The organism is Bacillus sp. JAS24-2 (assembly GCF_008274905.1).
Lineage (GTDB): Bacteria > Bacillota > Bacilli > Bacillales > Bacillaceae_G > Bacillus_A > Bacillus_A cereus.
Window position 1 is genome coordinate 2,262,831 of record NZ_CP031068.1, and the last position, 14,418, is coordinate 2,277,248.

Sequence of the window (14,418 nt, forward strand, 5' to 3'; positions counted from 1 at the left end):
AGTAATTCTTAAAAAAAGGAAGTGATTTATCATACAAATTCAAGCTGTGAAAATACCAAAGAATATTGAAAGTCATTTGTTTAAGCAACTTAGTAACTTAGTTTCAAATGAGAAGAAAGAACGAATGAAGCGTTTATTAAATTCATGCGACGTTAATAGGACCCTGATAGGGGATTTACTAATCCGATCTCTAATCTGCCAAAAGTATAAAATTAATAATGAAGAAATTAGATTTAAATATAATGAGTATGGAAAACCTTTTGTTGAAAATTTTTCTGACTTTCATTTTAATCTGTCACATTCAGGAGAATGGGTGGTTTGTACTACTGCTAATTTTAATGTGGGTATTGATATAGAAAAGATTTCAGAGATAGAGGCTCTTAAATTAGCAAAAGAATTTTTTTCAGCGGATGAATTTTATGATATATCTAATATGAATTCTGATGAACAAATTAATTGTTTTTTTGATTTATGGACATTAAAAGAAAGCTATATAAAAACGATTGGAAAAGGGCTTTATACCCCATTAAATTCATTCTCTATAAAAAAAGAATCACGAACTTTAATTTCATACAAGAATATACCTAAAAACTTTTACTTTAAACAATATAACATTGATCCAAATTATAAGTTATCTGCTTGTGCAACAAGGGATGAATTTCCGCAAGAGATAATAATTAAAGACATTTATGCAATTTGCCAAAATATATACAAATTTGAAAGTAAGGAGAAAATCAATGCAGAAGACTAAACTTTTTTGCTTTCCACATGCTGGGGGATCTGTGTTTAGTTACGCAAAATGGAAAAATCACTTTAATCCATATATTGAGGTAGTCCCGATAGAGTTAGCTGGTAGAGGATATAGAATTGAAGAAAACTTGTACCAAAGTATGGAAGAGGCAGTAAATGATGTCTACAATAAAATAGTTATGCAGATAGATGATTCGCCCTACATTCTATTCGGGCATAGCATGGGAAGTTTGATCGCCTATGAATTAGCCAGAAAAATAAAAGATTCTAAAAACGTATCGCCTGAATTTCTTGTTTTGTCCGGTAGAAATCATCCAAATAGTAAAATAAAAAATATCCGACATAATCTTTCTAATGAGCAATTTAAAAGAGAAGTTATTGCAATGGGAGGTACACCATCTGGGGTACTGCAATCAGAAGAATTAATGGAGATTTTTCTCCCTATTCTAAGAGCAGATTTTAAAATCGTTGAGACGTATATTCATGACAAAAATACACAACCATGTGATATTGATTTTCTTATATTTAATGGGGAAAATGATGAATTTACTACATATGATCAAGTAATAAAATGGGAACGATACACAAGTAAAACGTGTACTTTTCATTCTTTTGAAGGTAATCATTTCTTTCTAAATGAAAATATTGAAGAAATAGCAAATAGTATTAAAAGAAAGTTAGATTCTAAAAGATTATCAAATAGTTTTTAGTTTTTTAAGTATACTCATAGCTAACAAAGAAAAATATGAAAGATGAAAAATACAGGCATTGCTGAAATTTTATTGAATATATGCAGAGAATCCTAAACGAACTGTTTAAAGGCAGAGACTCTAAGCAAAATGTATATGAATTAACTTTAGTTTAAGTTGGCTTTACCTATAATACCATTTAGAGTCTTTATTATACTTAGTACAAAGTACATAACAGTTAGGGATGCTGTATGTAAAGCTAATGAATATGTGAAGTGAAAAGGCCGACTCTTATAATTATGAGTGGGCCTTTTGGTTTTATGGATATCAAATTAGTGAGCAACATTTCAAAGGGTATCTTGTGATATAACTAAGTAGATTTTTTTAAACAAGGGGATGATGAGATGAATAAATTGAAGGGGAAAATTGCATTAGTAACAGGGGCTAGTAGAGGGATAGGTCGAAGTATTGCCTTACATTTGGCACAGGCTGGTGCGTTAGTCGTTGTTCACTATAGCAAAAGAAAAGAAGAAGCAGAAAGTGTAGTGGATAAAATTAAAAAAGATGGCGGTTCCGCATTTGCGATTCGTGCAGACTTAAGTACTTTTAATGGCATTAATAAATTGTATTCAATGATGGATCAATCTCTTCAAAAATATATAGGTGATACTACATTTGATATCCTTGTAAACAACGCTGGAATTGGGCAGGTGTTAACGTTAGAGGAATCTACGTTTGAAATATATGTAATGTTTAGATACCTAAAGGAGTCTACGTTTTTTTAGTAGGCTCTTTCTAGCTAATGATAAGGTACCAGCAAATAAACTATTTTGTCTAATTGACAAATAGAAAGTTTACATAACGTTTTTCTGGTAAACAATTCTGAGTCAAATAGTGTGATCAATTAATTTATTTAGTCCTAAATCATAAGATTTTAATACAAAATACTATAATTTGATTAATAATAGTGGTGAAAAAAATATTAAATATATCTAAGTTTTAAAGCGAATATTAGAAGCTGGTGTACCGCATTCTTATTTCAATAGCACATATGCAAGTATTAAAGTCCAGAACTCATCTGGTAGCGTTATGTACAATAAGGAAATTATGGGAAATAGACAACAAAATGCTGAAACCCAAACAGTACCTGTAAAAGAGGGAGATTATATAGAATTTACTCATATAGAAGGGGAAGCAGCAAAGGAAAAAACACGCGCGACTTTAACTAACCTTGAGAATGGAAAACAGGAATATATCGGAAAGAAAAGAACATATCGGGTTACATCTACAGGATTAATAAGACAATAAACGTATAAAAAAGTTGGGGGAATCCCCAACTTTTTTATCGTTTTAGTCAAGAAGATTCCTTCTTCAAGGAATGCGAAGTGAGTAGGTAGAGGTAAATTGGCTTCGAATAAGGTATGGCAGGAAGCTTTATCAATAAGTATGCAAATATTTTAAAAACTAATTTTTATACAAAAAGTGTATACTTACGACAAAAAAATTTGCCTTAACCAACAATTTTGTTTTTAGTAAATTTAAGGTGTGTAATTAATATACATTTTTCGAGGAAAACGCAGAATTCTGTCAAATTATCTTCATTTACATGACTGTGAACGTGGTATAAAAATGAAGCATATCCAAAATTATTAAAGGGGCTGAAAAAATGATTAAAAAACTTATTATTGGTTCTATTGTTTTAGGAACAGCAATAGGAGTAAGTAAACCTACATTTGCTTCAACAAATTATTCTCCATCACAGTTTCAAGATAGGGGAGATGCCCAAGTTCAATCAATACCATCGCCATGGCAGTATTTAGGGCAAACCTCTAGGGAACTTCAAATTAAAACTAAGGATCCAAAAGTGCTTGCTTTTGAATTAGCAAAAGAAGCTCCATTTTACGAAGATGAATTAGTGGATGTGTGTTTTGCAATCTTAAGAGAAAATGTAGATGTAGTATATTGGACAAGTAAGGAATGGGCTAGATTTGAAGTAGGAAATTACGAGTTTAAACATGAAATGAAAATTTATAGAGATAAAGAACGTCAGCAATTAATTACTTCAATAGAATCATAAAAAAAGAAGCTATCTTTAGTAAGATATGCATCCAATAATGTAGACAGGAAAAGAGAGCACATAAAACTGTTGCGATATTGGAAAGTAAACTAAAAAAACAAGTATAATTACTTGTTTTTTTAGTTACAGTAATTATTTAGAAGGCTTAGCTTGTATATGTTCACATATATTTATTGGATAACCATAATCCTCTCTATACTATGATTGGGATACAAAAGCTAGAAATGTATCAATCCATTTATTCTTAAATTGAATTAACATTCCTCCGTCATGGTAGGTTTCGTTATATTTTGAAAAAAACACTTCACAAACAATATGTATTACTTTATGGGAACATTATTAAATTTGAACGATATTAACAATGCTTTGTTGATAATTAGCTAAAAAAGTATTGTACGATTAAATGTATTGTGTTACATTTGTGTTACAGGTTTGTTACGAAATGTTATAATTATTTCTATATCATTTCCTTTTGTTTCCTTAATGTTACGAAAGGTATAGATGTTTTATGTGTATAGGAGTGTGTGTAGTAAAGAGTCTGAGTTGAAAATACGTGCACACTTTAAATTTCCTTTCTGTCTGAATGAAGAAGACTACCAACTAATTAAAGGGTTCAAAGTAACAACTTTAAATAAAATGTGCTTCCTTTCCCACACACAATTGAGTACATATTTAAAGTACAGCCTAGTTGCTACACAGACTCTTGTACATATAAACATTAAGGTGAAATAGAGATAAGGATTTATTACATAATAAGCATTACTTAGCTAAACGTAAAAATATTATCTGTGCATTTTTATGAAATGTTAAAATGTCTAGATGATATTTTTTGAAGATTTCTTGGATGTGTTTATGAATAACAATTTCTAATACTTAATGATTCTCTACTACTGCAATATCCAATAATTTATGTAATAGGATTTATAAGGTGTATGTACATTCACTTATATAGGGAAAATGAGGTTTTTCATATGAAGTATAGTTATAAAGTGTTTATATTTATTTGGACAATTATTTTATTGTTTTTTCTGCTTTATTATGGTTACAGTGAAATTTCCGAAAACGAGCAAGTGCCAGTCATAACAATCAAACAATAAAAATAAGAAATACTACAAAAGCAAAACATAATAAAAATAGATACCCGAAAATGTTTAAGAACAGGAACAATTACATGCATAAACAACCTTACGATTTCCATGCATACCCCACGTCATTTGGGCAATAGGGGAAAAGTATTATTATTTGGCGTGCGCAATCTTCCATCACTAGTAGAAACGGAAAGTTCCGTATCCCTGCTGAAGGAGGAAGATGTCTACCTGCCAGGGGGCGGATCTATTCAGCATCTAGAAATATTGGAATTAAAAGTGTAGAAAACAAATAGTGAAAAGGGAACATATCTTGTGTTTCCTTTTTTATTCTTGTAGATAAGTCTGGGGAGAAAACGGGGATTTCTGCACGTAACATAGATCTCATCGGTATACTAATTGTGTTTTACGTATAGCTGGGAGTTGGTGTGATGGTATTTGCAATGGATGTGAGATTCCGTCATTCTTTTCATGAAATTGAATCATTAGACATTCCAAATATATTGTTTCCGAGTCAGTGCAGGAAATTGTATCAAGTGATTGGAATCGGCATTCAAGAAGAATTCCGCAATCCCTATGTCATTATAAAAGAGCAACATGGTTCCGTTACATTCCGATTACCAGAAGAATTATCAACATGGGTGCAGAACAAATTATTACTTGTTAAAAGGGGGCCAGTTTGTTTCCATACTGCATTTCAATTAGCCATGCGAAGTTTTGTGCCATTTTTTGATCTCGGATATAAAAAGAATAGTCTGTCAGGTTAGGTGAGGAGATGCCACCTCTGACTTTCACATCATACGTAGGATGTGGTGTAACTTGAATCAATTCAGATTTATGATTCTGAATAAACATTCTAACCTTTTCAAACTTGTTAATTACGGGCTGTATCTCCATTTTAAACCGATCATAGGGATATGTTTTATTTTTATTGTAATACCTATCCAGTTCAATCAACTCTGACACTGCTGTATCAAATTCACTCTTTACTTCAGGATTTACTTTTTGCAACCATTCTTTTGCATAAGAGCGGAATGAAGATTTATAAAACAAATTCATATCAAAACCAGCTAATGTGAGTGGCTTTCCTTTTTCTTTTTGTTCTTTCATATAGGTAAATAATTGTTCAAGTTCCTCAGTTTTCCATACAGAGTATAAGGATTGTTTCATCGCTTCTGTAGCGGTTGAGTTATCAAAATTTTGCTGAACAGCTGCTGCTTCCCAAAGCCCTATTTCAAATGCAATCACATCATATTCAAGGTGTAACAGCTTGGGAGGAAGTGCTGGAAGACGGGATCCCTAAGAAAGCAAAAAAACTTGGTGTGAAATAATCAGTTATTTGTGATGGTGGATTCTCCTAGGTGGAGGGTTCGCCGTTTTTTATTATATGTTATGTTGTGGTTTTTATATAAAGCATATTGAAAAGATGGATTAAATCTTCTGGAATGATGTCTCCATAATTAATAACTTGTACAATAACCTTTCAATTATCACTAAATCCATTCATATCAACAAGTTGTCCCATATATCCCTTTGTAGCAATATCTTTTAAAGTACGCTAAAAAATATCCTTTATCTTATCTTTATCTTATCTTTACCTTATCTTTAAATTTTTATATTAAACTTAAAACCTTAAAGTATTGATGTTTGAGTCTAAAAAGGGCGGGAGATAGATGTTCATTACATAGTTTGTAAATAACCAATTACCTTTGAAAAATTAAATTTTTTATACGAGGAGGAATATATGAAGGATACAAGTAAAAAACAAATTATAAAAGTGTTCCTTATTAGTATTTTAGGCTTAGGAATAATACTTGGAATGCTATATTTTAATCATAAAACCAATATTCAAAAAAATAAAGCGCTAGCCACCGAAAAACGTGTATTGCAATATGAATCTACCTTGAAGAAAGAATTAGAAAAATATAATTTAGGAGAGAAAACAGCAGTTTTATTAGGAATTATGTACCAAGAGAGTAGAGGTGAGGGAAACGATCCTATGCAGTCATCCGAATCACTTGGATTAAAGCCAAATGAAATTCAAGAGACAAGCTTGAGCATTGAACAAGGGGTAAAACACTTTGCTAAAATGTACAAATATGGAACGGACAAGGATGTTAGCATGGATACAATTATTCAAAGCTATAATATGGGGCCAGGTTATATTGATTTTGTTGCTAGTCAAGAAGTTAAACAACACTCGGAGGATTCAGCCAAAAAGTTTTCTAAGATGAAAGTTGATCAAAATCCAGCGATGTATACTTGTGGTGGAAATAAAAATAATTTTAGGTATCCATATTGTTATGGTGATTTCAAATATGCCACAAAGGTAAATGAAAAAACAAAACTTATTGAAGAACTTCTTCGAAATGTACATAGCGCTTCTAAATAAGTTGCAGAATGAAATATAATGATACCGTCAGTTAATAATAATAATAGCTAAGAAAAAACTACTTCCTTTCTTAATTCACATAATTTTCAAAAATAAATCCTGTGGATGTTAATATTTGTTATATAATATATTTGTCAAAGCATTACCCCTAAAGTTTCTACAGTCAATCTGTAAGATAGTTTGTTTGGCTCGTATATTCACCTTAAACTAAAAAGAACTTGTAGAGAGTCCTACAAGTTCTTTTTGTTTTAAGGGTTAAATGTGGATTTCAAATATAGTTGCAATTTTTTGAGGGGGAAAAGTAAATGTTTATAAAAACAGAAAGATTATTAATACGGAAATTTGAGTTCAAAGATTGGCAAGCTGTTCATGAGTATACATCAGATATCAATGTTATGAAATACATACCTGAAGGGGTTTTTACTGAAGAAAATACAAGAAACTTTGTGAATGAAAACATTGGTGAAAACGCTAAGAACTTTCCTGTAGTATTAATTGATAAAGATATTCTGATTGGTCATATAGTTTTTCATAAATATTTTGGTGAGCATACATATGAGATTGGTTGGGTGTTCAATCCTAAATATTTCAATAAAGGATATGCTTCTGAAGCAGCACAAGCTACATTGGAATATGGCTTTAAGGAAATGAAATTACATAGGATTATAGCTACATGTCAACCACAAAATACCCCATCATATCGAGTAATGGAGAAGATTGGAATGAGAAGAGAAGGCTATTTCAGGAAGTGTATACCACATGGGAATGAATGGTGGGATGAATATTATTACGCTATTTTAGAAGAAGAGTAGTGTTTCAGAATGCATCATTTAAATTGACACTCTTATTCCTAAATAGGCAAGTTGACTATCTTTATTGGGGATTCTTGCTACTAAAGGCGAAGTTTATTTTCAGTATCGCTGACGTGCAAAACTTTGTATAATCTGATCTTATCTCTAAATCACAACTGTTACCCCATCACCATCAAGTTAAAGTTTCATTTTATTTTGCTAACTTGATCGTGATGTGACGTAACCTTAATTATTTAAAAATTTTAAAAAGGCCCCTTAGTCATGTTAAAGGGACCTTGATCACGCAAATGATCTGTAAACCAATTCATTTTATATATATAGATCATTTGTATAATAATTTTTATAAATAATTGCTAAATAGTGAATTTACATAAATGCTTTTAGTAGTTCTTGAATTAATGGGATTGCTCCACCTATAAATTTTAAAACTGCCATTGCGATTTCCATATTATTCTCTCCTCTTTTTCGTATTAAGATGTAATAAATCTTTATAACCTTATTATAGTAAGCGCTTACAATTATAACAATACATTTTCGTATGCAATATTGCATATTTATACATTAGATCTCTATTATTCATTTTTTAATGGTACTATAGCGAGGTGAGAGTCTTTAAGGGTTCTGCTTAATAGGAGGAAATATGGAAAGAGTGCAAGCGATTTACAGTAATCAAAAATTTAAGAGTTGGGTTAAACAGGTATTAGCTGTAGGAGGAGTAATAGGGTGCTGTTATTTGGTGTTATATGTTTTCTGTTTCTTAGTTATCATGTAAATAGTATACAACTAAACTAGTAGAGTCTTGCCTAGAAAGGTAAGGCTCTTTTATTGTAGTACCTGGAGATGAGCAAACTACATACAATATCTCTCAGGTTTTTCAGATCACTTTGTACGGTTTCTTGTTTAGAACACTAATTCCTAGCATTGAAAACAGAATTCTATGGATAAAAAATATGTTTTTACTAGATACATATTAAAAAGACAAGCATAAATTATATTAGATTTTGACAAAGTCTTTTTGATTTCGAAAAGGATTTAAATCTTACTTATAGATTTGATTCCTTTTTATATAATATAATCCTTATATTGATACGTAAATATAATACAGTAATAATGATTTAAAAGCAAGAATTTTAGTAGCGGTACATTCACACATCCATCAACTTAAGATTTTAAAGTAGCTCTTAAACAAAAAAATTCTTTTTTTAATTAATTAATAGTAAACAAGAAAGATTGGCAAATTAACAACTAAAGAGATTTATTCAGGTAAAATCTATCAAAAGGTCCTTTACAAAATTTATACATAATTCAATTACAAAATAATGTAAAAATTATTCATTTTTGTAAAATAAATTCATTGACACTTGTGTATATAAGTAACTATACTCGTTACATCAAATTGGATGCGTGTTAATACGATTTCATTATTATGACAAACATGTAAATATAAAAATAGAAAATCTCAATTTGATAAATACAATGGTAGAGGTGTTTATTTTAATGAAGCACAAATTAATTGCAACAGGTATCCTTGCAGGAGCTATATTATCCTATTCTTCTAATATTTTAGCAGATACTCATAAATTCCCTGATGTTCCTACATGGGCTGATAAATCCGTTAATTATTTAGTTGATAAACAGGTATTAAATGGTTATCCAGATGGAACTTTTGGTTCAAATGACTCATTAGACAGAGCTTCGGCTACAAAAATTATGACAAAAGTTTTAGGTATACAAATTGATCCTAATGCAAAACCATCTTTTACAGATTCACAAAACCACTGGGCTACTCCTTATATTGCTGCTGCTGAAAAAGCTGGGATTGTTAAAGGTGAAGGTAATGGAATCTTCAATCCATCCGGAAAAGTAACTCGCGCTGCTATGGCTACGATGCTAGTAAATGCATATAAACTACAAAGCACACCAAATCATAATGATCAGGTTAGATTTGAAGATTTAAAAGGGCATTGGGGAGAAAAATATGCCAATATTTTAATAGATTTAAAAATCTCTAATGGTACCGAGAACGGTTGGCAACCAAATAGATTTATAACACGTGCTGAAGCTGCTCAACTTACTGCAAAAACAGATATGTTACAACAAAATTTAAACGATGAAAAAGAGGTTATTACTGCTACCTCATATGAAGATTTAAATTTAACAGTGGCTTCGAAAATTACAGCTCAAGAGATTGATAGTTTTATTGCGAAATATCACTCGGATAGTCCTTTAGTTGGACATGGGCAAGATTTTATCAATGCGCAAAATCAATATGGCGTGAGTGCTCATTATTTAGCAGCGCATGCGATTTTAGAATCTGGATACGGAAAATCAGAAATCGCATATCAAAAACATAATCTATTCGGTCTACGTGCATATGATGGAGATCCGTTTAAATATGCAAAATATTTACCAAGCTACGGGGATAGCATTGCTTATAACGCTAATTATGTACGAGAAAGATATTTAGAAGAAAGTGGTATGTATTATAACGGCCCAACATTAACTGGCATGAATGTGAAATATGCATCAGATAAAGGCTGGGCTAAGAAAATTGCGGGTATTATGGAACGTATTAAACCGTTTCATGTAGAAGACTATACATATGCAAAAAAATTACCAAAGAATCCTGAAACATTAGATGTCGACGCGTTATCGAATGAAATTCCATATAAAATGTATGCAGACGGTTCAAGCTCAAATGTTGTATCATCAGCTGCTTACTACCAGGTACCTTATCCATTTAATTTAAAAATTAAAAGTAGACCAGATGTAGCTGTCGAGGAGAATAAAGTTGGTACAGTAACCCCTGGAACAACCATCTTTATTTATCGTGAAGATCCAAATGGATGGGTAGAATTCTCTTTTGAAGCTAATGGAGAAAAATATTGGACATTAAAAAATAAATTAAGTATGTAATTAAAAAGATCTATTTCATTAGTTTTAATCGTTTAGATTTTAATCTCATATAATTGGGAGACAAGTTTTTTAATTTCTTAAAATAAAATTAAGTATACAAGAAAAGTTAGAGAATTATTTTCTCTAACTTTTCTTCGCTAGTATTTGAAATTAAAAAGATGGTGGAGTTACCCCAAATATAACAGTGACTTTGTTTAAAGAAGTGTTTTCCCATTTATGCTTTGTATAAGGTGGGATTTTAACACTATCACCTGTATTGAGAAGTAAAACCTCATCATTTAGATATAGTTTTACTTGTCCCTCCATAATAAATGCTATTTCTTCCCCTTTATGTGCCACAGGCTCCATAGATGAAGCAGTTTCAGGGAACAGATTCATTAAAGCCAATTCTAGTGCTCCATCTAAATTAGGAGATAATAACTCATATGAAACATTGCCGCTTTCAGGAAAAGTTATTTTTTTCCTTTGGTTAGCTCTTACAACTAATTCTTCTGTATTGGTATCCTCTAAGAAAAAGTTAAACAATGGAATATTTAGTGCTACAGAAATTAATTTTAGTGTTTGTAATGAAGGATTTGTGATTCCTTTTTCAATCTGACTTAACATGGAAGGTGTTATATCAGCTAACTCTGCTAAACGTTTACTGGTTAATCCGGCCCCTTTTCTAAATGCCCTAATTTTGTGACCAACATTAATATCGTTCATATATGTAATCCCCTTTAAATAAGTAAATAAAATTAAATTATTATTAATTTTATTTACTTATACTTAATATATTGTTAATATATACTTAATTATAATAAATTATTATTAATTTTAAAACATCATATGTACATATGGCAGCAGCTGCGAAAAAATGGGAAAAAGATTTAATTAGAAACAAAGGGGTTACTATTTTTAAATATACAGCGGGCTATAGTAAAGCAGTAGAAGAAGGAAGAATACAAGTTAATAAGAATCAAATGTGCTATTTGATTGACGATGAAAAATCAAAGCATTTATTTTAAGGTTATGCAGTAGCTGATACTCGTCTGAATAATTGATATACAAATAAAAGTTGGTGAATGGCATCCTCTATTTGTATATCTACCATGTGGAATAGGATTTGGTGGAGTTTCATTCAGTTTAAAAATTATGGTATGTGATCATGTACATGTAATTTTTGCTGGGCCTACCCATTCTCCGTATATGCTATTAGGTATGATGACCGGATTATATGATGGGATTTCCATACAAGATTTTTAATGAAAAGGAATCTAATAAGTAAAGGACAACTTAAGAGTAGACTTCAATGCTGTATTGTAAAATTTTTAAGGAAGTGAAAATAGTATGAAATCAGCTTTAAATAGTATTATGATCTCTTCGATTCTTGCAGTAGGAGGGATCATTGCGCTTTTGTTTAATTTAATGGGGGATCAAGATTGGATCTGGAATTGGGTAGGGCTATTACTGGCATATCTATCTTTGGGCATTTTAATCGGTTTATATAATAAAACTGTGGATCACAAAACATTTCCTAAAATACTAAAAAGAACTTTGTTTATTTCCTTTAATGCTACTATATTAGGGATAATAATAGGGGTAACATACCAACTATTAGGAAAGTGGAATCTTACTATAATGATGTATTATTGGTTGATAATTTTATTACTACATTTAATTACTATAATAACATTAGTCATCCTAGTATTTGAAAACCGTAATAGTAAAAATTATAGCTTACTATATAGTTTTATTATAATTTTAAACATTGTCCTTACCTTAGGACCAGTATTATTTCCAGTAGTTCTGACTATTATAGGAAATGCCATGAACGCTAGTGCAGGGCACTAATTTTCACCTATACAGATTATTATTAAGATAGAAAGAAGATTATAATATGAAAATTAAGCTTAAGAAAAAGAGAATTATAAGTGTATTGTTGGCTATTACTTTAGTAGCAATAGGGTATTACGTGTTTCAATCTATTACGAATCCTAAGCTGGTAAATGCGGAAGAGGCAAATAGTGTTCAGCAAGTGAGCAGTCTACCTAAAAATGAATTAAAAAAATTGATACCTAATCGTTTTGATGGTAAAGAAAGAAAAGTTGCATATTTAACTTTTGATGATGGACCTGGAAAATATACAGCTAATCTATTAGATGTACTAAAGAAAAATGATGTGAAAGCAACATTCTTTTTAATTGGCGATAATGTGAAAAGGTTCCCAGATTTAGTGAAACGAGAGCATGTAGAAAACAATTATGTGGGCATGCATAGTATGACACATGATTTTAAAAAGCTATACACCAATCAGGAATATGTGAAGGAAATGAAAGAAGATCAATCTTTAATTAGAAATGTTATTGGATACACACCGAAATTAACACGTCCACCATATGGATCAATGCCTGGCTTAAATGAATCACTTCGAAATGAAGTGGTAGGAAATAATTTGAAAGTATGGGATTGGACAATTGATTCTTTAGATTGGAAATACAATAAATTACCCGTTGATGTAGCAGCTGCAAAGATTGTTCAAAATGTCTTAGCAGGTGCGACGTCTTCAAAGGAAATTGTTTTAATGCACGATATTCATCCACAATCTGTCGCGGCAGTTCCAGCAATTATAAAAGGGTTAAAAGAAAAAGGGTACGAATTTGAAGCTTATGATGAGAACAATCATTTTCCAATAAACTTTTGGCATGATAATCGTATATAAAGAGATATATTAGTTAAAAGAAAATCAGAATGGAATAAGCAATTCATATAGGGTTTAAATATTTGTAAGAGCGTGTTTAGATAGATGAAAACACGCTCTTTTTACTGAACTATTTTATTGTAGATTTAAGTATAGGCTTTCTAATTTTAGAAAAATTTATATGATTTTTTCATTCATTTCTACATAAGCGTTGGATATTTCGTATGTTTGGCCAGAATGAAAAGAGTTTATTAAACCATTCATTATTCACGTTCTTCTTCATATATTTGTACCACAATTATTTTTTTGTTGCTAAAACTAGTTTTTAAGAAGCATATGTTTTAGCAACTGCAGAAATTCTGTATCACTTTTATCATTTTTTATATAATCCTGTTCGTAGTTAAAAATCATTCGTACTAACATAAAAGCTGTAAGCGGTAATGGTACCTTATGCAAAGCTCCTTGCTGATAACCTTTTTCGAGCAAATTACTTATCATGTTAATTGCTTCTTCTTCAGATTGTTTAAAACAAGTTGTAATTTCAGGTGAATGGTACTCTTTATATTCTTGAAAGAGTGTAGAAACAAACGGATCTTGATGATATTCTAGGCTGATATAATGAAGAATTTTTTGTATTCGAAGTAAAACATCTTTTTCTTCTTTATATAAATTAAATAATTGTGAGCGTTTGAGCTGAATATGACGCATATAGCAGTCACATAATATTTCAGTTTTATCTGTATAGTAATAATAAATAGTACCTTTACCAACTTTAGCTGTCTTTGCAATTTCATCAACCGTTGTGTTACGGACACCACGCGTAGAGAACAGTATTGTGGCAGATTGAATGATTTTCATTTTTTTATTTTCTTTTTCTAATTTGATCATTGTCTACACCCTATCCTTGAAATATTTAGCGAAGTTTTCTATCTTTACATTCTGTATTAGTTCATTTGTAATTTTGTAACTCCTAATAGAAAGTCCTCTATTTGCTTCTTATAGAATAACATACACCAT

General features: G+C 30.7%; 13 protein-coding genes and 2 pseudogenes. 10 read left to right on the forward strand and 5 right to left on the reverse strand.

Annotation, left to right across the window (positions count from 1 at the left end; genetic code table 11):
* The first annotated feature begins 46 nt into the window (after nt 1–46).
* The 5 genes and pseudogenes from DN407_RS11700 to DN407_RS11720 all read left to right on the forward strand — a co-directional run bounded on the left by DN407_RS11700 (nt 47) and on the right by DN407_RS11720 (nt 3,516).
* Entirely contained in the window at nt 47–751 is a 705-nt protein-coding gene (locus DN407_RS11700) for a 4'-phosphopantetheinyl transferase family protein (RefSeq protein ID WP_000701216.1), read from the forward strand.
* On the forward strand, nt 738–1,460 hold the full coding sequence (locus tag DN407_RS11705) for a thioesterase II family protein (RefSeq protein ID WP_097797143.1): 723 nt from the start codon (nt 738–740) through the stop codon (nt 1,458–1,460). Before DN407_RS11700 ends, DN407_RS11705 begins: the two co-directional genes overlap by 14 nt.
* A gap of 383 nt (nt 1,461–1,843) precedes the next feature.
* Nucleotides 1,844–2,185: pseudogene (locus tag DN407_RS11710) on the forward strand (SDR family NAD(P)-dependent oxidoreductase); the annotation flags it as partial.
* A gap of 253 nt (nt 2,186–2,438) precedes the next feature.
* A pseudogene (locus DN407_RS11715) lies at nt 2,439–2,747 on the forward strand (putative mucin/carbohydrate-binding domain-containing protein); the annotation flags it as partial.
* A 358-nt stretch (nt 2,748–3,105) separates the two neighbouring features.
* Nucleotides 3,106–3,516, forward strand: a complete 411-nt coding sequence (locus DN407_RS11720) for a hypothetical protein (protein WP_086392422.1) — start codon at nt 3,106–3,108, stop codon at nt 3,514–3,516.
* Between the two features lie 198 nt (nt 3,517–3,714).
* On the opposite strand, the gene DN407_RS32745 is transcribed toward DN407_RS11720, so the two are convergent.
* Both DN407_RS32745 and DN407_RS11735 read right to left on the reverse strand, forming a co-directional pair.
* Nucleotides 3,715–3,819 (reverse strand): DUF2278 family protein, encoded by a 105-nt coding sequence (locus tag DN407_RS32745; protein ID WP_326039269.1) that lies wholly within the window; start codon nt 3,817–3,819, stop codon nt 3,715–3,717.
* A gap of 1,445 nt (nt 3,820–5,264) precedes the next feature.
* The gene (locus DN407_RS11735; protein ID WP_002062952.1) at nt 5,265–5,849 is read right to left on the reverse strand and encodes an erythromycin esterase family protein; all 585 of its coding nucleotides are present in this window, start codon (nt 5,847–5,849) and stop codon (nt 5,265–5,267) included.
* Between the two features lie 496 nt (nt 5,850–6,345).
* Here DN407_RS11735 and DN407_RS11740 point away from each other — a divergent pair, with 496 nt between their 5' ends.
* Together DN407_RS11740 and DN407_RS11745 are read left to right on the forward strand one after the other, a co-directional pair.
* Nucleotides 6,346–6,993 (forward strand): lysozyme family protein, encoded by a 648-nt coding sequence (locus DN407_RS11740; RefSeq protein ID WP_097856332.1) that lies wholly within the window; start codon nt 6,346–6,348, stop codon nt 6,991–6,993.
* A gap of 305 nt (nt 6,994–7,298) precedes the next feature.
* Nucleotides 7,299–7,805, forward strand: coding sequence for a GNAT family N-acetyltransferase (locus DN407_RS11745; RefSeq protein ID WP_000470144.1), 507 nt, complete (start codon nt 7,299–7,301; stop codon nt 7,803–7,805).
* Between the two features lie 366 nt (nt 7,806–8,171).
* On the opposite strand, the gene DN407_RS11750 is transcribed toward DN407_RS11745, so the two are convergent.
* Nucleotides 8,172–8,357: a hypothetical protein gene (locus tag DN407_RS11750; RefSeq protein WP_001987408.1), complete on the reverse strand. Its 186-nt coding sequence runs from the start codon at nt 8,355–8,357 to the stop codon at nt 8,172–8,174.
* Nucleotides 8,358–9,302: 945 nt separating this feature from the next.
* Here DN407_RS11750 and DN407_RS11755 point away from each other — a divergent pair.
* Complete coding sequence (locus tag DN407_RS11755; RefSeq protein ID WP_016090209.1) at nt 9,303–10,721, forward strand: S-layer homology domain-containing protein; 1,419 nt, start codon at nt 9,303–9,305, stop codon at nt 10,719–10,721.
* 150 nt (nt 10,722–10,871) lie between these two features.
* Here the strand turns inward: DN407_RS11755 and DN407_RS11760 are convergent, their stop codons facing one another.
* Nucleotides 10,872–11,426 (reverse strand): helix-turn-helix domain-containing protein, encoded by a 555-nt coding sequence (locus DN407_RS11760; RefSeq protein ID WP_000997924.1) that lies wholly within the window; start codon nt 11,424–11,426, stop codon nt 10,872–10,874.
* A gap of 624 nt (nt 11,427–12,050) precedes the next feature.
* On the opposite strand from DN407_RS11760, the gene DN407_RS11770 reads away from it, so the two are divergent.
* Together DN407_RS11770 and DN407_RS11775 are read left to right on the forward strand one after the other, a co-directional pair.
* Complete coding sequence (locus DN407_RS11770; protein WP_000833545.1) at nt 12,051–12,554, forward strand: DUF3902 family protein; 504 nt, start codon at nt 12,051–12,053, stop codon at nt 12,552–12,554.
* Between the two features lie 46 nt (nt 12,555–12,600).
* Nucleotides 12,601–13,422, forward strand: coding sequence for a peptidoglycan-N-acetylglucosamine deacetylase (locus DN407_RS11775; protein WP_000694605.1), 822 nt, complete (start codon nt 12,601–12,603; stop codon nt 13,420–13,422).
* 297 nt (nt 13,423–13,719) lie between these two features.
* Here DN407_RS11775 and DN407_RS11780 read toward each other — a convergent pair whose 3' ends face one another.
* Entirely contained in the window at nt 13,720–14,289 is a 570-nt protein-coding gene (locus DN407_RS11780) for a TetR/AcrR family transcriptional regulator (RefSeq protein WP_000593070.1), read from the reverse strand.
* Between the last annotated feature and the right edge of the window lie 129 nt (nt 14,290–14,418).